23 protein-coding genes and 1 pseudogene are annotated in these 21,771 nt (G+C 65.8%); 14 read left to right on the forward strand and 10 right to left on the reverse strand.

What is annotated here, in order from left to right; genetic code table 11:
* Window positions 1-543, reverse strand: a complete 543-nt coding sequence (locus LJ725_RS23075; RefSeq protein ID WP_230553298.1) for a hypothetical protein — start codon at window positions 541-543, stop codon at window positions 1-3.
* Between the two features lie 38 nt (window positions 544-581).
* On the reverse strand, window positions 582-1,130 hold the full coding sequence (locus tag LJ725_RS23080; protein ID WP_230553299.1) for an RNA polymerase sigma factor: 549 nt from the start codon (window positions 1,128-1,130) through the stop codon (window positions 582-584).
* 104 nt (window positions 1,131-1,234) lie between these two features.
* Here LJ725_RS23080 and LJ725_RS23085 point away from each other — a divergent pair, with 104 nt between their 5' ends.
* Window positions 1,235-2,791: a gamma-glutamyltransferase family protein gene (locus LJ725_RS23085; RefSeq protein WP_230553300.1), complete on the forward strand. Its 1,557-nt coding sequence runs from the start codon at window positions 1,235-1,237 to the stop codon at window positions 2,789-2,791.
* A 56-nt stretch (window positions 2,792-2,847) separates the two neighbouring features.
* Window positions 2,848-3,906 (forward strand): ABC transporter substrate-binding protein, encoded by a 1,059-nt coding sequence (locus tag LJ725_RS23090; RefSeq protein ID WP_230553301.1) that lies wholly within the window; start codon window positions 2,848-2,850, stop codon window positions 3,904-3,906.
* Between the two features lie 39 nt (window positions 3,907-3,945).
* On the opposite strand, the gene LJ725_RS23095 is transcribed toward LJ725_RS23090, so the two are convergent.
* From LJ725_RS23095 to LJ725_RS23110, 4 genes are all read right to left on the reverse strand, one after another.
* Window positions 3,946-4,122 (reverse strand): hypothetical protein, encoded by a 177-nt coding sequence (locus LJ725_RS23095; protein WP_230553302.1) that lies wholly within the window; start codon window positions 4,120-4,122, stop codon window positions 3,946-3,948.
* 117 nt (window positions 4,123-4,239) lie between these two features.
* Window positions 4,240-4,806 (reverse strand): TIGR00645 family protein, encoded by a 567-nt coding sequence (locus tag LJ725_RS23100; protein WP_230553303.1) that lies wholly within the window; start codon window positions 4,804-4,806, stop codon window positions 4,240-4,242.
* Between the two features lie 85 nt (window positions 4,807-4,891).
* On the reverse strand, window positions 4,892-7,207 hold the full coding sequence (locus LJ725_RS29245) for a mechanosensitive ion channel family protein (RefSeq protein WP_230553304.1): 2,316 nt from the start codon (window positions 7,205-7,207) through the stop codon (window positions 4,892-4,894).
* A gap of 105 nt (window positions 7,208-7,312) precedes the next feature.
* Window positions 7,313-8,923, reverse strand: a complete 1,611-nt coding sequence (locus LJ725_RS23110; protein ID WP_230553305.1) for a flavin-containing monooxygenase — start codon at window positions 8,921-8,923, stop codon at window positions 7,313-7,315.
* Between the two features lie 132 nt (window positions 8,924-9,055).
* On the opposite strand from LJ725_RS23110, the gene LJ725_RS23115 reads away from it, so the two are divergent.
* Together LJ725_RS23115 and LJ725_RS23120 are read left to right on the forward strand one after the other, a co-directional pair.
* On the forward strand, window positions 9,056-9,241 hold the full coding sequence (locus tag LJ725_RS23115) for a hypothetical protein (protein WP_230553306.1): 186 nt from the start codon (window positions 9,056-9,058) through the stop codon (window positions 9,239-9,241).
* Between the two features lie 118 nt (window positions 9,242-9,359).
* Window positions 9,360-9,722: a response regulator gene (locus LJ725_RS23120; protein ID WP_230553307.1), complete on the forward strand. Its 363-nt coding sequence runs from the start codon at window positions 9,360-9,362 to the stop codon at window positions 9,720-9,722.
* Between the two features lies 1 nt (window position 9,723).
* Here LJ725_RS23120 and LJ725_RS23125 read toward each other — a convergent pair whose 3' ends face one another.
* Window positions 9,724-10,128, reverse strand: a complete 405-nt coding sequence (locus LJ725_RS23125; protein WP_230553308.1) for a DUF333 domain-containing protein — start codon at window positions 10,126-10,128, stop codon at window positions 9,724-9,726.
* A gap of 83 nt (window positions 10,129-10,211) precedes the next feature.
* Here LJ725_RS23125 and LJ725_RS23130 point away from each other — a divergent pair, with 83 nt between their 5' ends.
* From LJ725_RS23130 to zigA, 3 genes are all read left to right on the forward strand, one after another.
* A complete protein-coding gene (locus LJ725_RS23130) occupies window positions 10,212-11,648 on the forward strand; it encodes a DHA2 family efflux MFS transporter permease subunit (RefSeq protein ID WP_230553309.1) in 1,437 nt (478 codons plus the stop codon).
* A gap of 100 nt (window positions 11,649-11,748) precedes the next feature.
* Window positions 11,749-12,381 carry a DUF1826 domain-containing protein gene (locus LJ725_RS23135; RefSeq protein WP_230553310.1) on the forward strand — a complete coding sequence of 211 codons (633 nt, stop codon included), beginning with the start codon at window positions 11,749-11,751 and terminating at the stop codon, window positions 12,379-12,381.
* Complete coding sequence (gene zigA / locus LJ725_RS23140) at window positions 12,374-13,579, forward strand: zinc metallochaperone GTPase ZigA (protein ID WP_230553311.1); 1,206 nt, start codon at window positions 12,374-12,376, stop codon at window positions 13,577-13,579. Before LJ725_RS23135 ends, zigA begins: the two co-directional genes overlap by 8 nt.
* A gap of 15 nt (window positions 13,580-13,594) precedes the next feature.
* Here zigA and LJ725_RS23145 read toward each other — a convergent pair whose 3' ends face one another.
* Together LJ725_RS23145 and LJ725_RS23150 are read right to left on the reverse strand one after the other, a co-directional pair.
* The gene (locus LJ725_RS23145) at window positions 13,595-14,092 is read right to left on the reverse strand and encodes a TspO/MBR family protein (protein WP_230553312.1); all 498 of its coding nucleotides are present in this window, start codon (window positions 14,090-14,092) and stop codon (window positions 13,595-13,597) included.
* On the reverse strand, window positions 14,089-14,760 hold the full coding sequence (locus LJ725_RS23150) for a DUF1345 domain-containing protein (RefSeq protein WP_230553313.1): 672 nt from the start codon (window positions 14,758-14,760) through the stop codon (window positions 14,089-14,091). Before LJ725_RS23150 ends, LJ725_RS23145 begins: the two co-directional genes overlap by 4 nt.
* Window positions 14,761-14,823: 63 nt before the next feature.
* Between LJ725_RS23150 and LJ725_RS23155 the strand changes: the two genes are divergently transcribed.
* The 7 genes from LJ725_RS23155 to LJ725_RS23185 all read left to right on the forward strand — a co-directional run bounded on the left by LJ725_RS23155 (window position 14,824) and on the right by LJ725_RS23185 (window position 21,641).
* A complete protein-coding gene (locus tag LJ725_RS23155) occupies window positions 14,824-15,453 on the forward strand; it encodes a trimeric intracellular cation channel family protein (protein ID WP_230553314.1) in 630 nt (209 codons plus the stop codon).
* Window positions 15,454-15,564: 111 nt separating this feature from the next.
* Complete coding sequence (locus LJ725_RS23160; RefSeq protein ID WP_230553315.1) at window positions 15,565-16,344, forward strand: orotate phosphoribosyltransferase; 780 nt, start codon at window positions 15,565-15,567, stop codon at window positions 16,342-16,344.
* 27 nt (window positions 16,345-16,371) lie between these two features.
* Window positions 16,372-18,030, forward strand: a complete 1,659-nt coding sequence (locus tag LJ725_RS23165; RefSeq protein ID WP_230553316.1) for a peptide ABC transporter substrate-binding protein — start codon at window positions 16,372-16,374, stop codon at window positions 18,028-18,030.
* A 28-nt stretch (window positions 18,031-18,058) separates the two neighbouring features.
* Window positions 18,059-19,039, forward strand: coding sequence for an ABC transporter permease (locus LJ725_RS23170; protein WP_230553317.1), 981 nt, complete (start codon window positions 18,059-18,061; stop codon window positions 19,037-19,039).
* The gene (locus LJ725_RS23175; RefSeq protein WP_230553318.1) at window positions 19,036-19,938 is read left to right on the forward strand and encodes an ABC transporter permease; all 903 of its coding nucleotides are present in this window, start codon (window positions 19,036-19,038) and stop codon (window positions 19,936-19,938) included. The genes LJ725_RS23170 and LJ725_RS23175 overlap by 4 nt, the downstream gene beginning before the upstream one ends.
* 1 nt (window position 19,939) lies before the next feature.
* Window positions 19,940-20,974: a succinylglutamate desuccinylase/aspartoacylase family protein gene (locus LJ725_RS23180; protein WP_230553319.1), complete on the forward strand. Its 1,035-nt coding sequence runs from the start codon at window positions 19,940-19,942 to the stop codon at window positions 20,972-20,974.
* Between the two features lie 67 nt (window positions 20,975-21,041).
* Complete coding sequence (locus LJ725_RS23185; protein ID WP_230553320.1) at window positions 21,042-21,641, forward strand: hypothetical protein; 600 nt, start codon at window positions 21,042-21,044, stop codon at window positions 21,639-21,641.
* A gap of 27 nt (window positions 21,642-21,668) precedes the next feature.
* Here LJ725_RS23185 and LJ725_RS23190 read toward each other — a convergent pair.
* Window positions 21,669-21,771 (reverse strand): annotated as a pseudogene (locus tag LJ725_RS23190) (IS5 family transposase); the annotation flags it as partial.

Genomic DNA, 21,771 nt, shown 5'->3' on the forward strand with positions numbered 1-21,771 from the left:
TCAGATACCGTCGCCGGCGAAGAACTCGCTGACCTCGTTCGAGGTCGTGGCCGTCATCGTGCTGGCGGTTTCCGTCCGGGCATAACCCTCCCGCTGCTGGGCAAGCGATTCGCTCAATCCGCCACCCACCACAAATCCTCCGGTCGCCACGACGAGGGCAGCGACGGCCATCAAGCCCTGCTGCAGCGCGTAGCCCTGGCCCGCAAAGAGCCTTCCGCCCTTCAACCAGCGTCCCAGCAGGCCGCCGGCCGGCGCCGTGCGCGCAGCCTCGAAGCCGACCAGCGCCCGGGCACGAACCACCATCCGCTCGGGTGCGGCCGGCAAAGGTTTCCCGAGAATGTCCGCCAGATCGAACGCCGCGCGGCGCAGGCCGGGGTCGGCCGCGACGGCCGCCTCCACCGGCGCAGCCGCCTCCTCGGACAGGCGGCCTTCCAGCCAGGCGGCCAGATCCATCTCGCTCACCGCTGCCGGCACGACGGCGGGCCGGCTGGCGAGGCTCCGCCACAGCTCCTTGTCGCTCCTCGGGGTTCGCTCGATGGTCATGGATCGCTCCTGCCAATGATACGCCAAAACATCGCGATTCATCCCCCGCCGGACGGCTCGTCCTCGCGGAAATACGCCCTTAGCCGCAGCAGGGCCTTGTGATGCGTGCTGCGGATGGTCTGGGCATCCACGGACAGCAGTTTCGCCACTTCGGTGACATCGCGCTCCTCATCGTAAAGGTAGCTGAGAACCAGAGTCTGCCGCGCCGTGAGCAGGCCTGCGGGGATCTTCAGTTTCTCCACATGGCGGTCCTCGACCCCTAAAGCGGCCTCCGGCACGTCATCGATCGGCTCGGTGGCCTGCCGGCGGCGGCGCAGATGATCGATGGCGCAGGACCGGGACACGACGGACAGCCAGGTGGGCAGTCCGGCCCGCGCCGGGTCGTAGGTTTTCAGCAGCCTGAAATCCTGGGCGCAAAGCCGGACGAAGACGTCCTGCGCGGCGTCCATGACGTCTTCTTCGCTCAGTCGATAGGGGCCCAGGGTGCGGCGCACCACGGCATTGATCAACGGCGCGGCGGCGATCACGAACGCATCCCATGTGCGTTTATCGCCCCCGGCCAGTGCCCGCAGGTCGATCTGGTTCAATTCAGCCAAGCCTGCGATCTCTCTGCCAATCCGCCCTGCAGTCTAACAGGCTTTGTGGCCAAATGAGGCCCCGCTACAGTCTCGCCTCCAATTGAGGAGCAAAGATGAGCGAGTCGCTGACACGGCAACTGAAATTCACCAAGCATGCGGTCCGCGGCAAGGGTGTCGTCGTCGCGCAGAACGTGAAGGCCGCCGAAGTCGGCGCCGAAATCCTGCGCAAGGGCGGCAATGCCATCGATGCGGCGGTCGCGACAGGCATGGCCATCGGCGCCCTCGAACCGTGGATGAGCGGTATCGGCGGTGTCGGCTTCATGACCATCTGGAGCGCCAAGGAAGGCCGCGCCTGGACCGTCGACTACGGTCCGGTCTCGGCGAAGAAGCTGGACCCCTCGGTCTACGAGATCGTCGGCCCCGGACCTGCCAACCCGTTCGCCTGGCCCGACATCAAGGAACAGCGCAACGAGGTCGGCTACCACTCGATCGCCGTGCCCGGCATGGTCGCGGGCCTTGCCAAGGCGCTGGACCGCTTCGGCTCGCTGAAGTGGAAGGACGTACTGCAGCCCGGTGTCGAGTTGGCCCAGCGCGGCATGGAGCTCGACTGGTACATGCAGGTGATGATCGCCAATGGCGCCAAGCACCTCGAGAAGTTCCCCGCCTCGAAGGCCAGCTATCTCTGCGACGACGGCCGCGTCCCCGCCAGCGACTGGGCCGGCACCCGCCGCTACATCAAGCTCGGCAATCTCGGCGAGACGATGCGGCGCCTGGCCGAGGGCGGTCCGCGTGAATACTACGAAGGCAGCCTGGCGCGCGATATCGCCGCCGATCTGCAGGCTGGCGGCTCGGCAATCACCTATGACGATCTCGCGGGCTACGAGGCGAAGATCGTCGATCCCCTCGCCTTCGAGCACAACGGCGTCACCATCAACGTTGCGGGCGGCCTCACCGCCGGCCCGACCCTGCGCCGCGCCATCGAACTGGCGGGCGCCGCGACCCGGGGCAAGGGCGCTCCCGGCGCCGACTTCTTCGCTGCCATCGCCGAGGGCATGCACAAGGCCTACGACGAGCGGCTGAAGACGCTGGGCGACAAGCCCACCGACACCTGCACCACGCATTTCTGCGCCGCCGATTCCGAAGGCAACATGGTGGCGCTGACCCAGACCCTGATGAGCCTGTTCGGCTCCTGCGTGATGCTGCCCAAGACCGGCATTACCATGAACAACGGCATGCTGTGGTTCGATCCCGAGCCCAACCGTCCCAACTCTATCGCCCCGGGCAAGAAGCCGCTTTGCAACATCTGCCCGGTCGTGGTCGTGAAGGACGGTAAGCCGTGGTTCTGTATCGGAGCCTCGGGCGGACGGCGCATCGTTCCGGCCGTCTCGCAGCTTTCGTTGATGATGATCGACCGCGGAATGGATGTGGAAGCCGCCTTCCATCAGCCGAGGGTCGATATCTCGGGCGTCGGCCCGATCCGGGTGAACCGCGACCTGCCCGACGAGGTGAAGAAAGCGATCGCGGCGAAGCTGCCGATGGTGGAGGTCGACAATCCCGTCTCGCCGCTGGGATTCGCCAATCCCTCCTGTATCGTGCGCGATCCTAGGACCGGCGAGTTGACCGGCATGAACGAGGTTATGTCTCCATGGGCCGGCGGCGCAGCGCAGTAATCGGGACCGTCCTCCTCGCCTTCCTCGCAACGCCGGCAACGGCACAGAAGACTTCTGTGCCGTTGCCGGTGCTTGCCCCACTCTCGGGCTTCGTGTCCATCGAGGCCGCGAGCCAGAAGAACGGGGCCGGCCTCGCGGAGCGGCAGATCCGCGAGGTGCGGCTGGAATCCCGCGTGCTCGACACGCTGACCTCGAACGAAGACGCCGTTGCCGTCTGGGAACGCGCCGTCCGGCGGCCGCTGCCGCCCGCCGTCATGGGTCCCCTGCTCGGTCCCCAGATGCTTGCGGTCATGCCGCTGGCGCAAAGCCTCGGGGTCCCCATCCTTACGCTTTCGACCAATCCGAGGCTGTCAGAAGCCGGGAATCCCTACTTCTTCCGCTTCCTGCCGAGCGACGCCGTCGCGAAAGCCGCGCAGGCCCGCTATGTCGTGGACAAGCTCGGTGCCCGACGCCCGGCCGTGATCCATCAGGGCATGGCCGACGGTCAGGCCGCCCGGGACGAGTTGGCGAAAGCCTTCACCGCGCTGAAGACGAAACCCGTCCTGGAGGAGGCCATCGCGTCCGACGCCACCGATCTTGCCGCGCTGATGGTCCGCCTGAAGGCAGCCAATCCCGACGCGATCGTCCTGCACCTCGCGGCCGCCTCCTCGGTTCTGGCAGTACGCCAGGCCCGTCAGGCCCTGCCTGGCGTGCCGATCGTGGCGAGCATCGCGATGCACCAGCCGTCGACTGCCGCCCTGCTGGAGCCTGCCGAGCTCAAAGGCGTCTGCGCCGAGACGGCAGCGTCTCCAGCGTCCGCCACGGAAGGACCGATGAAGGAGTTCGCGGAAGCCTATCGCAAGGCCTTCAAGGCGGAACCGGATGCCTTTGCGATGGCCCACTTCGACGCGATGCAGATGGTGACCCGAATCGCCGCCGACCTCGCCAAGGCCGGTCAGGCGGTCACCCCCATCTCCGTGCGGACTGGCCTGTCACGCGACAGCTACAAGGGGCTCGTCACGACCTACAAGTCGGACGGCAAGGGCAACATGGCGCACGATGTCCAGATCGTCTGCTACGACGGCACGACGCGCATCCCGCAGCTTGCCGAGCGATACGACGCACCACCGCGGTGATCGGCTTGCCCGCCCGTCGCTCAGGGCTATCGCTGGGGCCTATCTCTGAGGATCGCAGTCGCGGGGATCGGCCTTGACATCTCCCCGGGCGCAATCGGGGAGATACGATCCCTGGGACGGGGGCTGGTACTGGCCGCGCTGCAGGACCGCCGCCAGGAAGAAGATGCCGACGATCAGGACGACGAGCGTGGACACGCCCAACAGGAGATCCCGCATCTCAGCGGCCTCCGGCAGGGATTGCGGTTGTCGCGTGCTGTCCCGTCATTCGACTGCACAAACGCGGTTCTACGTTGCAAGTTTCATCCGCAAACGGCTGGAAGAACGGCAGCCCAATCAGTGATGGCCCGGCGGTGGCTGCGACAGCCGGTCGACGACGGCAATGCCGATGGCCGACAGGATGAACAGGGCATGGATGATCGACTGCCACATGATGGCGGCCTCGGTGTAGGTCGCGTCGGGCTTGCCGAGCGTCCCCGCCTCGATGAAGGTCCGGAGCAGGTGGATCGAGGAAATGCCGATGATCGCCATCGCGAGCTTGATCTTCAGCACGCTTGCATTGACGTGACTCAGCCATTCCGGCTGGTCGGGATGGCGGTTGAGCTCCATGCGCGAGACGAAGGTCTCGTAGCCCCCCACGATGACCATGATCAGCAGGTTGGAAATCATCACCACGTCGATCAGGCCCAGCACGATCAGCATGGCCTGCAATTCGGTCACCTTGGGGCTCTCCACCACGAGGTGCAGGAGTTCCTTGAGGAAGAGGAAGACGTAGACGGCCTGCGCCACGATCAGCCCGAGATACAGGGGCAGCTGCAGCCAGCGCGACGCGAAGATGAACCGCGGGAGCGGTCGCAGGGTCCGCGGATCGCGATGGCTCTCGGGATGCGGCTCGGTCTTCATCAGGCGGCTCCTCAAGTGGATGGGGAGGCGCTTTTGCACAATCGGGCTGCCGGTTGCAACCCGCCTGCAAATGACGATTTCGAGACTAGGTGGCGGCCGCCGGGACGGTCGCCGGCGGCGGCGCGGCAGGCGCTGCGGGGGCCGCCGGAGCTGGAGCGGCAGGCGCCTGAGCGGTCGGCGCCGGGTGCGCCTCCGCGGCGACGTCGCCGGCGGCAGCCGGACCGGTATGAACCACCACGCTCGCTCCCTCCGTGGCGAACTCGAAGCCCATTGCGGGGAAGGTGCTGAACATCCGCTTCATGGCCTCGCGCTGGATGGCCGCCGGATTGCCAGGCCGGGCCGTGAACTTGAAGCGCACCACCAGGGCGTTGCCAGCGATGTCGGCGACGCCCTGCATCTTGAACGGGGCCAGGATCTGGTCGGCGAGCGCGGGCATTTCCATCATCTCCGCGCCGATCTTCTTCGAGGCCTTGCGCAGCTTCTCGATGTCCGTGTCGCGCGCGAAGCGGAGGTTGAACTTCACCGTGATCCAGTCACGGCTGAAGTTCGTGATCTGCCCGAGCTGGCCGAACGGAATGGTGTGCACCTGCCCGTTCTGGTGGCGCAGCTTGATCGAGCGCAGCGTGAAGCCCTCGACGGTACCCTTGGCCTTGCCGCAGTCGATGTACTCGCCGACCCGGAAGGCGTCGTCCGACAGGTAGAACAGGCCCGACACGATGTCCTTCACCAGAGTCTGGCTGCCGAAGGAGATCGCGATGCCGAAGACCGAAGCGCCGGCGATCAGCGGGGTGATGTTGATGCCGAAATCCTGCAGCGCGACCATGACGGCCACGAGGACGATCAGCACCGCCGCCGTGCGCCGCATCAGCGGCATCATGGTGCTGAGCCGCGACGCCGGCGCCGCGCTCGCGTCGCCGTCGGCGATCGCCTGCGCGGCATCCTTGGTCTTCGTGCCCATATAGGGCTCGGTCATGTACTTGAAGAGTTCCCAGGCGACGAAGGCCACGAAAAGCGTCACGCCGGCGGTGCGCGAGGAACTGGTGAGCTGGTCCCATTCGCTTTCGTTCACCAGCCCCAACACCTGCACCACCCAGCTTTCGGCGATGACGACCGCCACACCGATCAGCACGGCGACGCGAATGCATCGCGCCACCACGTCGGGCAGCTTGGGCGTACTGCCTGCCGGCGTCTTGCCTTCGAGCTGAGAGTCGAGGCGCCGCACGAACGCCTGCATGAACGTCTCGAAGATCAGGACACCGACGACGAGATTGAGCGTCAGGATCATCGCAGAGCCGACATGCCTGTAGCCAGAGACGGCGCCGTAGATCAGCGTGGCGCCAAGCGCGATGAAGAAAAGCGGCGCGATGGGAATCCACTTGCGGCCGACGATGGCGATCACCGGCGCCAGCTGTCCCAGTCCTCCGAACCACTGTTCGGCAGCGAGGCGCGACCGGAAGGCGAGCCAGCGGAACGCCGCCAGATAGATGATGCCGCCGATCACCTGGAAACTCGCCATCGCATCGTCCGGCGTGCGAATCGCCGCGAGGACCTGCCCCAGGATCCGCATCAGGACGATCACGAGCATCACTGCAGCGATCCGCAGGTACAGCGTCTTGGCCTCGTGATTTCCGGCGGCGCAGAGGCGGGCCGCGGGCAACTCAGGCTGCAGCACGACCCTGAACAGCAGGACGTAGAGCCGCCAGGAGAAGATTCCGGCCAGCACGGCCGCCGCCAGCTTGTCCTGCCCCGTCGAGCCGGTGAACCAGATCCCGGTAGCGGCATTGCAGATCAGCCAGACCGCCAGGACGCCGAGACCATCCAGAACGGCGAGACCGGCAAGATAGCCAAGCGAGCGCACGCCTCCTTCCGGTCCGGCATTGGTCGCGAGGGTGGACCTCAGGCGATGCAGCACCAGGCGCAGCAGCCCTTCGGCAGCAACGGCAACCACGGCGACCGCGCAGAGAAGCAGCAGGAACGTCGAAGGCCCGCGACCGCCCTGTGCCCGCTGGTCGAGCAGCGTGGGAATGAGGGCAAGCTGGGCTCCGACGACGGGGAGCGCGTGGATGACCTTCTCCGTGCCGTTGATGAAGGCGACGAAGGGGTCCGGTCCCGACTTCGGCTCGACATGCACGATCTTCGGCGGCGGCGGCGCCTTGGCCTTGGATTTGGAATCGGACGCTGCTGGTGCCGGTGCCGCCGGCTTCGCGGGGGCCCCTGCTCCCTCGGCCTTGAGCTTCTCCGAAACCGAATTGCTGATGGCCTCGACCAGGGAGTCGAACTGCTGCTGGCTCAAACCCGCGGGCGGCACCGCCGGAGACTGAACCGAAGACTGGGCCGCGGCCTGGAATGCGATACCGAGGACCAGGGACAGCACCAATACCAACGAGCGAACAACGTTCACGATCTCAATCCTTCCGTGAGCCGGCCGTCGGTCGAATCGGGCCTTACCCCATACTACATCAATGTTCGATTGAAGACACACCCCGCAGGGCTTCATGGGGGTCGATCAGCGCAGGTCCATTTCGCGGTACTGGTGGGCGGCGACCTCGTCACAGCGCGCGCGATACGCCGGTGCGCTGCCGCTGTAGCGAGCGATACGGCGGGTCTGCTTGCCCTCGACGTTGGTGTTCACGCCGGTGAACCATGAATTCACCTCGTTGGACAGCAGGCCCACCGACGCCTCGTGCACCGTCTTCATCCACTCCGCGACCCCTTCGGGCCGCGCATCGAGGCGCGTCAGGCCGCGGTCGCGCATGAAACGCAACAGGTCCGTCACCCATTCGACATTGTACTCGATGCTGCGCGGAATGTTGCCCAGCGCGGTATGCGGGCCGAGCAGCATGAGCATGTTGGGAAAGCCCTGCACCGACATGCCGACGAAGGTCTCGGCGCCGCCTGCCCATTCCTCCTTGAGGCTGCGGCCATCGACGCCGCGGATATCGATCCGGTCGAACGCGCCCGTCAGCGCGTCGAAGCCGGTGGCGTAGATGATCATGTCGAATTCGTATTCCCGGGCGCTGGTCCGGATCCCGGTCGGCGTGATCCGCTCGATCGGCGTCTCTGTGAGATCGACCAGTTCGACGTTGGGCTGGTTGTAGACCTCGTAATAGCGGGTCTCGAGCGGCACGCGGCGGGTGCCGAAGCCGTGGTTCTTCGGGATCAGCTTCTCGGCAACCCTGGGATCCTTGACCCGGCTCCTGATCTTGCGGGCGACGAAGTCCGAGATCAGCGCATTGGCTTCCCTGTTGGTCAGGATGTCGTTGAAGTTGCCGACCCAGATCCCGAAGCCGGGCTCGCCATATAGCTTCTCGAAGAAGGCCTCGCGCTCCTCCGGCGACACATCGAACGTGCCGCGCGGATCGGCGGTATGCAGGAAGCAGGCGAAGGTCTCCTGACAGCGCCGGAAGATCTCGGGGTAGTCGGCGCGGATGCGCGCCATCTCGTCGGGCTCGATCTTGCGGTTGTGCAGTGGCGCGCACCAGTTGGGCGTGCGCTGGAACACGGTGAGGCTCTTCGCCGTCTTGGCGACTTCCTGGATGGTCTGCACGCCGGTCGCGCCGGTGCCGATGACCGCGACCCTCTTGCCTTCGAAGCTAACCGGTTCGTGCGGCCATCGTGCCGTGTGGCAGCTTTGCCCCTTGAAGCTGTCGATACCCTCGATTCGCGGCATGGTAAAGGCGGAGAGCGGCCCAATGGCAGTGATCAGGAAGCGCGCCGTGTGCGTGCTCCCGTCCTCGAGCGTTACCGCCCAGTTCCGCGATTCCTCATGCCAGTGCGCGGCCGCGACCTTGCTGCGGAACTGGATGTCGCGGCGCAAATCGAATTTGTCGGCGACATGGTTGAGATAGCGAAGCGTCTCGGGCTGCGGCGAGAAATGCTCGGTCCAGTCCCATTCGGCCAGAAGCTCCTTCGAGAAGGAATAGCCGTACGAGTAGCTCTCCGAATCGAACCGCGCGCCGGGATAGCGGTTCCAGTACCAGGTCCCGCCGACCCCCGTGCCGGCCTCGAAAATCCTCACCTTCAGGCCGAGTTCGCGCAGGCGGTGGAGTTGGAAGAGGCCGGACATGCCGGCGCCGATGATGATCGCGTCGAAAGCGGGGCTGGTTTCGGTGGTCATGGAGCGAGCCTATCCGGCGGTGTGGCCGATCTGCAACGCGACCCGGTCGCACAGCGGGTTGTTCGCGCATACCCGCAACCGCACTTCGGGGCTCCCGTTGCCGCCGATCATTCACAGCAGCAGGAGAGAGTCATGTTCAAATCCATCGTACTGGTTGCCGCCGCCGGTATCGCCGTCGCGGGCTGCTCGGTCCGCACCGAACGCGTCGTCGAGGCTCCCGCCGCCACCACCACGCAGCGCACCACCACCTACTCGACCGACCCGTACGCGCCCGCCGCCACGACCACGACCACCACCTACACCACCCCGACCCGCTAGCACGTGCGCCGGAGGCGCGGCCCCCCACAGTGGCGGGCCGCGCCTCCGGCGTTCGGGACACGTTCGGCCTAGCCTTCACGGTGTCGCCGTGCCGACGCCGTTGAACTACAATTTGCGCATGAGCGACATCCCGGCCAGGCGACGCATCCTAGTGGTCGAAGACGAGGCTCTGGTTGCCATGCAACTCGAAGACATGCTGGCGGAACTGGGCCATGAGATCGCGGCGTCCTGCGCACGGCTCGACGAGGCCGTTGCAGCGGCCCGCACGATCGCCTGCGACGCGGCGGTCTTGGATATCAACCTGTCGGGCCAGACCAGCTTTCCGGTCGCGCTGACTCTGAAGGACCGGGGCGTGCCCTTCCTCTTCGCGACCGGGTATGGGACCTCCATCCTGCCCCCGGAGCTCGCCGGATCGCAGGTTCTCCACAAGCCCTATAGCCTCGATGAACTGAGATTGGCTCTGTCCAGCGCCCTTGCCTGACCTATCGGGCGCAGGCGCCCGAATACCAGGCATCGGCATCGCATGTATTGCCGCCGGGGAATGAGCACGTGCCGCGCTCCGGGGAAACGCCCGGCGCGGAGACGGTCGTGTAGCGGCCGCCCGTGATGGCGCAGTAACGACCGGCCTTCGTGACGTAGCCCGTGACGCGCAGGCCGCCCCTGGGGCATTCGCCGCGCAGCAGCGCCCATTCCTCGCATTGGTAGTTGTCGACGAAGACGCAGACGCCGAACTGACCGCCGTCGGGCTGCAGTTTGATGACGAGCGTACCGCCCTGCTGCGTGCAGTTCACCGAGGCGGGATTGGCGAGTTGCGGCGCGGGCAAGGACTGCGCCATTGCGCCGGCCGCCGACAGGAACACGAACAACAAAGCGAACAAGCGGGACATGCCGGCCTCCGTTGCGATTCTGGCGCGGATGCCGCGTTGCGTCCGCCGCCCCTCCGGGCTCACACTGATCCCGGACGATGAGTATGCCCTCGAACGCCCCACCCGCCGACAACATCAAGCGACTGTTGCCGTGGCTCGTCGCCGTGGCGTTCTTCATGCAGTCGCTGGACACGACCATCCTCAACACGGCGGTGCCCGCCATCGCTGAGGCCATGGACGTGACGCCGCTCAATGTGAAGTCGGTGCTGGCGAGCTACACGCTGAGCCTTGCGGTGTTCATCCCGGTGAGCGGCTGGATGGCCGACCGGTTCGGCACGCGGCGCATCTTCGCCGCAGCCATCGGCCTGTTCTGCTTAGGCTCGCTGCTCTGCGGCCTGTCCACCAGTCTCGAGATGCTGGTCGCGTGCCGCGTCATCCAGGGCGCCGGCGGGGCCATGATGATGCCGGTCGGCCGCATGACCCTCGCACGCACTTTCGGCAAGGCCGACCTGGTACGCGCCATGAGCTTCGTGTCGATCCCGGCGTTGATCGGGCCGATGATCGGGCCAGTGGCAGGCGGCGCAATTGTGCACTGGCTGCACTGGAGCGTGGTGTTCTTCGTAAACATCCCGGTCGGGCTCGTGGGCCTCTACTTCATCCGGCGATACCTGCCCGACTATCGCGAGGACAAGACCCATCCGCTCGACGTGCTCGGCCTCATCCTGTTCGGCGGCGGGATCGCCCTCCTGTCCTATGTACTGGAAGTTTTCGGCGACAATTCGCTGTCGCGCGGCGAGATCCTCGGCCTGCTCGCGGTGTCCGCGTTGTTGCTCGCGGGCTATGGCATCCGGGCCTCGCTGACGGCGTTCCCGTTGCTCGATCTCGCACTGTTCAGGATCAGGACCTTCCGAGCGGCGGTGAACGGCGGGTTCTTCACACGCCTCGGGCTGGGCGGCATTCCGTTCCTGTTTCCCCTGCTCTACCAGGTCGGGCTCGGCTTCTCGCCGATCCAGTCGGGCCTGCTGGTGCTGCCGCAGGCCATCGCCTCGATCGGCCTGAAGACCTTCATGCCCGCGATCCTGGCGCGCCTCGGCTACCGCAACGTGCTGGTGTTCAACACCATCGTGGTCGGCCTGCTCATCATGTCGTTCGCCACGGTGGGCGCGGAGACGCCGATCTGGCGCATCGTCCTGCAGGCCTTCGTGCTCGGTTTCTTCACCTCGATGCAATACACCAGCATGAACACGCTGGTTTACGCCGACGTCTCGGGCTCGCAGACCAGCGGCGCCAGCACGATCGCCGCCACCGGCCAGCAGCTCGCCATCAGCTTCGGCGTGGCCGGCGCCTCCCTGATCGCCGCCCTTTTCGTTCCGGTGGGGCTCCATACACATGCAGCCACCATGATCTACGGCGTGCAGCAGGCCTTCCTGGTGCTGGGCATCATCACCGTCTTGTCGTCGGTGGTCTTCATGGAACTGAAGCGCGACGACGGCAGCGACATCAGCCGCCACGACGACACGCCGCACCACGCCGAAGACTGATTCAGCGCTTTGCCGATCCCTCTGACTAGGCTAGAAGTAGTACGTTATAATATATCACACCCAGACATGGTTCAGCATGAGCCGTTCGAGCGCAGTCCTGATGCGGCCGACAGTCCCGCCGCCCTCCCCCGTCCTCGAGGTCGCGTCTGCGGACTGCCTCGCCGGGATCGCCACGGGTACGACGACGCTCGCGATCTGGCGCCGCTCCGCCCCCGCCGGCCTGGCGGAGTGGCTCGACGGCCTTCGCCCCGCCCAACTGCCGGAGGGCCAGTTCGTCGCCGCTCCGGGGCACGCGACCGCGCCGCTGCAACGGCTGGCCGATGCGGTTGCCCTGAGCGCCTCCCCGGAGCGCGACTGGCTGATCGACGACATCGCCATGCTGGTCGACCTCTTCGCCCGGATCGCGCGCTGCGCGGCGGTCAACGTCCGCCTCGAAGCCATCGATCACGATGCCTGTTGGCGCTTCCATCGCGATTATGTCGGTCTCCGCCTCAACACGACCTACAGAGGCCCTGGAACCCAGTGGTTGCCGCCCGAGCGCGCCGAGGCGGCGCTGCGCGCCCAGCGGCGCTATCGCGGTCCGCTGAACGAGCTGCCGCGCTTTTCCGTGGGCCTGTTCAAGGGCGTGGTCCAGGCGGGCAACGACGCGATCGTCCATCGCTCGCCGCCCGTCGCGCGGCATCGACTAACACGCCTCTTCCTGTGCCTCGATGCGGAGACCCTCGATGACTAGGCTGCCGGTGACCGTGCTCTCGGGATATCTGGGGGCAGGCAAGACGACGCTGCTCAACCATGTCCTGAACAATCGCGAGGGCCGCAAGGTCGCGGTGATCGTGAACGACATGAGCGAGATCAACATCGACGCCGCCCTCGTGCGACAGGGCGGCGCCGAACTGAGCCGCAGCGAGGAGAAGCTGGTCGAGATGTCGAATGGGTGCATCTGCTGCACCCTGCGCGAGGATCTCCTGCACGAAGTGAAGCGGCTGGCCGCTGAAGGTCGCTTCGACTACCTGCTGATCGAATCGACTGGAATTTCCGAGCCGATGCCGGTGGCCGCCACCTTCGAGTTCGAGGACGAAGCCGGCGAGAGTCTCGCGAACGTCGCGCGACTCGATACGATGGCGACCGTGGTCGATGCAAAGGCGTTCCTCGAGGATTTCAGTTCGGCCGATTTCCTGCAGCAGCGCGGCCAGACCGCCCAGCCGGAGGACACGAGGACCGTCGTCGATCTGCTGGTCGAGCAGGTCGAATTCGCCGACGTGATCGTCGTCAACAAGGCGGATCTGGTGACGGCCGACGAACTGGGCTTCCTGACGAACATGTTGCGCCGCCTGAACGCCACGGCCCGCATCGTCACCACGGAGCACGGACGCGTGGCCCCCGGGGCCATACTCGACACGGGGCTGTTCAGTTACGAGAAGGCAAGCCAGGCGCCCGGCTGGATGAAGGAACTGCAGGGCATCCACACGCCCGAGAGCGAGACCTACGGGTTCTGGAGCTTCGTCTACAAGGCACGGCGTCCGTTCAATCCGATGCGCCTTTACGCACTGCTGAACGGCCGCTGGGATGGCGTGATCCGCTCGAAGGGCTTCTTCTGGCTGGCCTCCCGCATGAACCTCGCCGGCTCGGTGTCCCAGGCAGGCGGTATGCTGCGGCACGAGGCCGCCGGGGCGTGGTGGGCCGCGGTCCGCCGCGAGGACTGGCCGCAGGATTCGACCTGGCGCGCCACGATCCGCAACTCCTTCAGGAGCCCCTACGGCGACCGCCGGCAGGAAATCGTCTTCATCGGGACGGAAGGCATGGACAGGCGGGAACTGACCGGCCGCCTCGATGCCTGCCTGCTCACCGATGCCGAGATGAAGATGGGCCCGGCTTTGTGGGCGCGGTTCCCCGACCCCTTCCCGGTGTGGAAGGTCGGGACGCCGGACTGACGATATGCCCCGCCGCTAGTTGATGCGCCAGATGGTGACGTTCAGCAGGGTCGCGAACGAGATCCAGGCGAGATAGGGCACGAGCAACCATGCGGCCAGCCGGTCGATGCGCCGGAACATCAGCGCCGTCGTGAGCACCAGAAGGTCGAGCGCCAGGATGACGATCACCGCCAGCCCGGGATTGTGCAGCCCGAAGAAGGCGACGCTCCAGCCCAGGTTGACGGCAAGCTGGAGAGCGAAAACGGCCAACGGTCCGCGGGCGATGTCGGGATCGGCCGCGCGCCACACCCGCCAGGCCGCAACCCCCATCAGAATGTAGAGCGTCGTCCACACCGGACCGAAGATCCAGTTGGGCGGATTGAACGACGGCTTGGTGAGGGTGGTGTACCAGGTAGTGACGCTCTCCGCTGTCACGGCCCCGCCCAGCCCGCCGATTCCGAGGCAGAGGCCGACGAAGAGGACGAGGGCGAGGATATCCTTGCCGATGCCGACATCCGCACGTTTGCTGCTCATGATACGAGGCTTGCTCCGACGTTTATGGTGAGCGCGAGGATCGCGGTGTTGAAGGTGAAGGCAACGATGCCATGGACAAGGGTCACCTTGCGCATCGCCGGCGACACGGTGCCGACGTCGCCGGTCTGCGACGCACACCCGATCACGAAAGAGTAATAGAGGAAATCCCGGTAATCCGGCGGCCGGTCGCCCGGAAACTCCAGTCCCCCGGGACCGTCGTCGTCGGGGCGATAATAGATGTTCGCATAGTGCAGGGTGAACACGAGGTGCGTGAACGTCCAGGACAGGGCGACGGTTGCACCCGAAATCGCAAGCGCGTGGAAAAGAGAACCATGCGGCGTCTTCAGCATCGCGAGCTCCGAAAAGATGGTCGCGAAGCTGGCGGCGGCGCTCACGATCACGACCAGCAGGATGATCCAGTCGCCCTCGTCGTAGTAGGCAGCGCGGGCATAGCAGGTTTCCACGGTCGACTTCATGATCATGTGGAGCGTCGAGACGATGTATACGAACGCCGTGAGATCCCAGCTCACCAATCCGCGCGTCTCGATGCGCATGTCCGCAGGCAGCAGGAGAAACAGGGCCAGGCCGGCGGCGAGGGCGATCAGCAACCTTGCCCGGGCACGGACGAAGCGGCGAAGGCTGCGCGGCGGAGCGGTCGTCTCGGTCATGTCGGTCCCATGACCGCACTCTGCCATCTCGGCGGCAGGCGGCAATCGCTGTAATGTGCGCGCATGCTGTTCGATTCGATGGACCTTGCCGCGACGTTCGTCTTCGCCATCAGCGGCGCGACCCGGGGCGTCCACAAGCGGCTGGACCTGTTCGGCGTGCTGGTCGTCGCCTGGGCGGCCGGGGTGGCCGGCGGCATCGTCCGCGACCTGATGATCGGCGCCGTTCCGCCGGCAGCCTTCGACAACTGGCGCTACCTCGCCGTGACGGTGGGAGCCGGGCTGACGGGATTCTTCGCCTCCGAGCTGATCGACCGGGTGCGCACGCCGGTCCAGCTGTTCGACGCCGCCGGCCTCTGCCTGTTTGCCGTCACCGGGACCCAGAAGGCCCTGAACTACGGCTTGAGCCCGTTGATGGCAGCCCTGCTGGGGATGGTCACCTGCATCGGCGGGGGCGTGGCCCGCGACCTGCTCACCCTTCAGGTCCCCACCGTCCTGCGTTCTGAGCTTTACGCCGTGGCCGCGCTGGCGGGCGCCGGGGCCGTCGCTCTGGGGTTCTGGCTGGACCTCCCGACCCTCCCGACGGCGGTCGCCGGCGCGGGAATCTGTCTCTTCCTCCGGCTGATGTCGATTTACCGGGGCTGGCACCTGCCGGTTGCCGCCACCAAGAGGAAGTCCTCGCTCGAAACCGACTAAAATCTGCAGTGTTCCGCGCAGGATTCGACGCCACGCCCTTGCCGGTCCTTTGTGCGAACGCTAAACACACGCCCGTCATTTTGTCGCAAGCGGCGTGGGGGAAAAGTCAGCATGGCGACGAAGAAGAAGGCCAAATCGACCGGTCCTGCCACAACAGGCAAGGCCGCCAAGAAGTTGAACGGCAAGGGAAAATCCGACCGCAGCAGCGGGACGGCGGAAGCCAGGGACACGGCCCGACTCCTGTTGGAGATCGAGGCGATCCACTGCCGCCCGGAAAACCCCTACATCTTCACTTCCGGCCGGGCGAGCCCCGTCTACATCGACTGCCGCAAGATCATCTCGTTCCCGGAAGCGCGCGCCAAGATCATGGCCCACGCCCACAAGATGATCGAAAAGACCATCGGCTGGAGCAAGATCGACGTGGTGGCCGGCGGCGAGACCGCGGGCATCCCTTTCGCCGCCTTCCTGGCGGCGCTGGCCAAGAAGCCGATGATCTACGTGCGCAAGCAGCCCAAGGGCTTCGGCCGCATGGCCCAGATCGAGGGCGAACTGAATCCGGGCAAGCGCGTCCTGCTGGTCGAGGATCTCGCGACCGACGGCGGCAGCAAGCTGGTCTTCATCGAGGCGCTGAAGAAGGCCGAGGCTAAGGTCACGGACTGCTTCGTGGTCTTCCACTACGGCATCTTCCCGCAGAGCATCGAGATGCTGGCCGCGGCCGGCGTCAAGCTGCACGCGCTTGCCACCTGGTGGGACGCGCTCGAAGCGGCCGAGAAGCACAAGTATTTCGACGAAAAGGGCCTCGTCGAGACGCGCGCCTTCCTGGAGGCGCCGGAGAAGTGGTCGGCGAGCCACGGCGGCCGTCCGCCGGTGCCGCGTCCGCTGGGCCGCTAGCCGGCTCTTTGCTACGGTGCGGCGGACATGATCCGCCGCTTCTTCTCCCTCGCCCTGGCGTTCGGCGCCCTCGTTTCTCCTGCCTCGGCCAATGCCCAGGCCAAGGAGGAACTCGTCGTGGCCATGACCCAGATGCCGGGCACCTGGAACCCGATCATCAGTTCCATGCTCGCCAAGTCGCTGATCGCCAACATGACGGCGCGGCCGGTCACCGCCTACGACGCGGACTGGAAGCTGGTGTGCCTCGTCTGCACCGAATTGCCCACCATCGAGAACGGAAAGGCGCGCGTCATTGATCTTGCCGACGGCAAGAAAGGCATGGAGATCGACGTCGAACTGCGCAACATGCGCTGGGGCGACGGCACGCCGGTGTCGGCGAAGGACGTGGCGTTCACCCTTGAAGTGGGCAAGCATCCGCTTTCCGGTGTCGCCTCGTCAGAGGGTTACAAGCGAATCATCAAGCTCGACGTGAAGGACGACCGTCGCTTCACCATGACGATCGACCGGGTCACCTTCGACTACAACAGCATCGGCCTGCAGCTCCTGCCGGCGCATATCGAGAAACCGATCTTCGACGCAAACCCGGCCGAGTATCGCAACCGGACCGCCTACGACACGCAGTCGACCAATCCCGGCCTTGCCTTCGGCCCCTACCGCCTGACCGAGATCGTGCCCGGCAGCCGGGTGGTGCTGGAGCCCAACCCGACCTGGACCGGCCAGAAGCCCTTCTTCAAGCGCATCACGGTGCGCATCATCGAGAATACGGCGGCGCTGGAGGCCAACCTCCTGTCCGGCAGCGTCGACTATGTGCTGGGGGAACTCGGCCTGTCGCTCGACCAGGCCATCGCCTTCGAGAAGCGCCACAAGGACAAGTACAACGTCGTCTACAAGCCGGCGCTGATCTGGGAGCACATCGACGTCAATCTGGATAACAAGCTGCTGGCGGACCGGCGCGTCCGGCAGGCCATGCTGCTGGCGATCGACCGCAAGGCCATCTCCGAGAAGCTGTTCGAGGGCAAGCAGCCGATCGCCCATGGCGGCATCAGCGAACTCGACCCGATGTTCAGCCCGACGGCCCGCCAGTACGGATACGATCCGGCAGCGGCGCGCAAGCTGCTCGACGAGGCGGGCTTCTCGACCCTGCGCAACAACGTCCGCCACAATGCGGCCGGCGAGAAGCTCTCCATCGAACTGGGCACCACCGCCGGCAACCGCGTCCGCGAACTGGTGGCGCAGGTGATCCAGAGCCAGCTCCGTCAGGTCGGCATCGAGGTCCGCCTCAAGGCCGAGACGCCGCGCATCTTCTTCGAGGCCATGGGCAGGCGGACCTACAGCGGGCTCGGCATGTACGCCTGGGTGCAGCGCCCCGAGGGCGTCCCCCGCTCCTCGCTCCACTCCAAGGAAATCCCTTCTGCCGACAATGGCTGGAGCGGACAGAATTATCCCGGTTACGCCAATCCTGAGATGGACAAGGCCCTGGACGCCGCTGAACGCGAACTTGACGTTGTCAAGCGACGTGCCCTGTTCGCCGAAATCCAGAAGCTGGCGGCCGACGACCTGCCGTCCCTTCCCCTGTTCTTTCGTGTCGATCCCTTTGTAATTCCGAAGCCGCTCAAGGGCGTGACGCCGACCGGCACGCTCAACAGTTCGACCCTGTGGGTCGAGCAATGGCGCTGGGAAAACTAGATGAAGGCAGGATTGGCGGGATGAGGGCATGACCCGCTACTTCGCGGCGCGCGCCATGCAGACCGCCGTCACGCTCCTGCTGATGAGCCTCGTCGTCTATCTGCTGATCGGCCTGATGCCGGGCGATCCGATCGACATGATGATCTCGGGCGACCCGACCATGACCAGCGCCGACGCTGCACGCCTGCGTGCCGCCTACGGTCTCGACAAGCCACTGTTCGAACGATACCTCGCCTGGTTGCTGCAGGCGCTGCAGGGCAATTTCGGCTACTCGCGCTCCTTCGGCCAGCCGGTCCTCTCGGTCCTGTGGCCGCGCCTCCTGAATACGCTGCTGCTGGCCGGGGTTGCCTTCGTCCTGTCGGTGGCGATCGCCCTGCCGCTCGGCATGTGGGCCGCCGCCCATCCGCGCAGCCGCGCCGACTACCTGATCAACCTGCTTTGCTTCGGCGGTATTTCAGCTCCACCCTTCTGGCTGGCGCTGCTGCTGATCAGCCTGTTCGCCGTCAGGCTTGGCTGGCTGCCGGCTGGCGGCATGGCGGACATCCGGGCCGGCACTCCCTGGATGACGGCGCTGGCCGAGCAACTGCGCCACCTGGCGCTGCCCGTCCTGACCCTCACCCTCGTTCAACTCGGCGGCTACACCCGCTTCATGCGCGGCGCGATGATCGAGGCGCTGCGGCAGGACTATGTGCGCACGGCGCGGGCCAAGGGCGCCCCGGAGCGGCTCGTTCTGTGGCGTCATGCCTTCGCCAATGCCCTCTCACCGGTCCTGACGATCCTCGCCCTCTCCTTCGGCGGCCTCGTCTCCGGCGCGCTCATTACCGAGACGATGTTCGCCTGGCCCGGCATGGGCAAGGCAATCTACCAGGCCATCCTCGAGAACGACTACAACCTCGCCCTCGTGGGCCTGCTGGTCGCCACGGCCGCCACGATTGCCGGCAACCTGCTGGCCGACCTCGCCTATGCCTGGGTCGACCCGCGGGTCTCGCTGGCGGAAGCGGCGCCATGACCGCCGTGGCGGCCCGTCCCGCCGCCTGGCGCCGCCTGCTGCGGCACCGCCTCGCCTGGGCCTCGCTGACGTTCCTCTCCGTCATGCTGGTGCTGGCGCTGGCCGCGCCGCTGATCGCCGAATTGCGCGGCATCGATCCCACCCAGACCGACCTCTTTCGCCGCTTCGAAGGGCCCTCGGCGCAACACTGGCTGGGCACCGACGATCTCGGCCGCGACCTCTTCCAGCGCCTGCTCGACGGCGGTCGCGTCTCCCTGCTGGTCGGCATTTCGGGCGCGCTGCTCTCGGCGATCCTCGGCGCCGTCATCGGCGTGGTCGCCGGCTATCTCGGGGGACGACTGGACGCCTTCCTGATGCGGCTTACCGACGGCGTGATCTCGCTGCCGCTACTGCCCCTGCTGATCGTGCTGGCGGCCATCGATCCCAGGAAGCTCGGCATTCCGGCCGAGGTCGCGCAGTCGGAGATGTTCTCGCTCTATCGCATCGTGGTGATCGTCGCCCTGACCGGCTGGACCACAGTGGCACGGCTGGTGCGGGCCGAAACGCTGTCCCTGAAGGCCCGCGACTTCACGCGCGCCGCCGTGGCGCTGGGCGCCCGCCCGGGGCGCATCATGTTCCGCCACATCCTGCCCAACACGGCCGGCACGCTGGTCGTCGCCACCACCATGTCGGTGGGCACGCTGATCCTGTTCGAATCGACCCTGTCGTTCCTCGGCCTCGGCATCCAGCCGCCGGCCGCGAGCTGGGGCAACATGCTGACCGGCGCACAGGAGCTTCTCCAGGAAGCGCCCGTGCTGGCCCTGTGGCCCGGCCTTCTGATCTTCCTGACCGTGATCGCCTTCAACTTCCTGGGCGACGGACTGCAGGATGCCCTCGATCCCCGTAGCGAGAGACGCTGACATGACCGACGCAACGCTCAAGTCCACCGAGTTCACCGCGATGAGCCGCCTCACGCCGGACATCGACCTCAATGCCGAGGGCAAGGCCACCGGCTTCGTGCGCGTGCCGCATTCGGTCCACCGCTCGGCCTATGGCTGGATCCCGATCCCCATCGTTCGCATCAAGAACGGCGATGGTCCTAACGTGCTGATGCAGGCCGGCAACCACGGCGACGAATGGGAGGGCCAGATCGGGCTGGGCAACCTGATCCGCAGCCTCTCCCCCAAAGACATCAAGGGCCGGCTGGTGATCCTTCCCTCAGCCAATTTCCCGGCCGCGCTGGAAGGCCGCCGCACCTCGCCGATCGACGAGGGCAACCTCAACCGCTCCTTCCCCGGCGATGCCGAGGGCACGATCACCCAGCAGATCGCCTACTGGATCGAGCATGCGCTGCTGCCCGGCTTCGACTACGCCTTCGACTTCCATTCCGGCGGCAGCTCGCTCACCTACATTCCGAGTGCGCTGGCGCCGCGCCACCAGGACGCCGCGCGCATGGAGAAGGTCATGGGCCTGCTCAAGGCCTTCGGCGCGCCGGTGAGCTACATCTCGGCCGCACCGCAAGGCGGCGGCCGCACCTTCACCTCGGCCTCGTATCGCCAGGGCGTGGTCGGCATGGGCACGGAGCTGGGCGGCGGCGGGCTGGTCACGCCGGGTTCGCTCAAGGTCGCCGAGGACGGGATGCGTCGCGTGCTGGCCCATGTCGGCCTGCTGCAGGGACCGGTGCCCGCGCCCACGAAGACGCGCTTCACCGAAATCGGCGGCGACGACTACTACGTCTATGCGACGGACGGCGGCCTGTTCGAGCCGCTGGTCGAGCTGGGCGACGAGGTGAAGGAAGGCCAGCCGGCCGGCCGCATACACTTCCACCATACGCCGTGGCGCGAGCCCGAGATCGTACACTTCAAGCGCGCCGGCCTGGTCCTCTGCAAACGCGTCCCCGCCCGCTGCGAGCGCGGCGACTGCCTGTTCCACCTCGCGACGGATCTGGCGGTGTGATTAATCTCCATCGCACTTGCCAGTAGGGTGCCGTTACCGACCTACACCAAGACTATAGGGATAGGAGATGGTCTACGTTCTGGACATGTCACCGTTGGAATGGGATCGAATAACGGTTCCACCCGATAGCGCTTGGCAAAAGTTGGTCGACGGCGTGCCGCTTCAGCAGAACGATATTCCGGTAGAGCCTCGGTTCATTGGGCGCTTCAAGGTTCCAGATATCAGCATCCCTACCCAATATTTCATTTTTGTCTCCAGCCATGGCCGGGAAATCCTCGACGAATTAGCTCCGGGCTGCCTTGCCTACTTCCCGATGGAACTTCGCGTACCGGCCAGCATGCAGCCGGCGAAGAATTACTGGTTCGTCGAAGTCCTATCGCGCGCGCAACTCATCGATTGGGATCGTTCGGAAACCGTTCCCCGCCTTGTTCGAGCGCCGGATGGCCGGGAGAGTCGCGCCCTCGCCGGGCGAGGTATTTGGGGCGCAGTGAAATTCAAGGCGATCACTCCCGATCTGCCGCCGCTGTGGCGTGAAATCGATGTCGATCGTCCAAACGTCAATTATTTCCAGAGCAAGTGGTCGATTTTTATGCGGGACGAGTTCTGGCGCGAGTTGGATGGGAGATTTCCGGGGCAGCTCAGCGCGAGAAAAATCAAGGAAGACTGAGTCGCACCTAGGCTGTGGTGACAATTTCTATTTGAGCCAGAGCATGATGCTGGCGAGCTTTACGAAGCCGAGGAAGTTTGCCGCCAGCTTGTCGTAGCGAGTTGCAATGCGTCGCCATTGCTTCAGTCTG

This window comes from Reyranella aquatilis (assembly GCF_020880995.1).
Taxonomy (GTDB): Bacteria; Pseudomonadota; Alphaproteobacteria; order Reyranellales; family Reyranellaceae; genus Reyranella; species Reyranella aquatilis.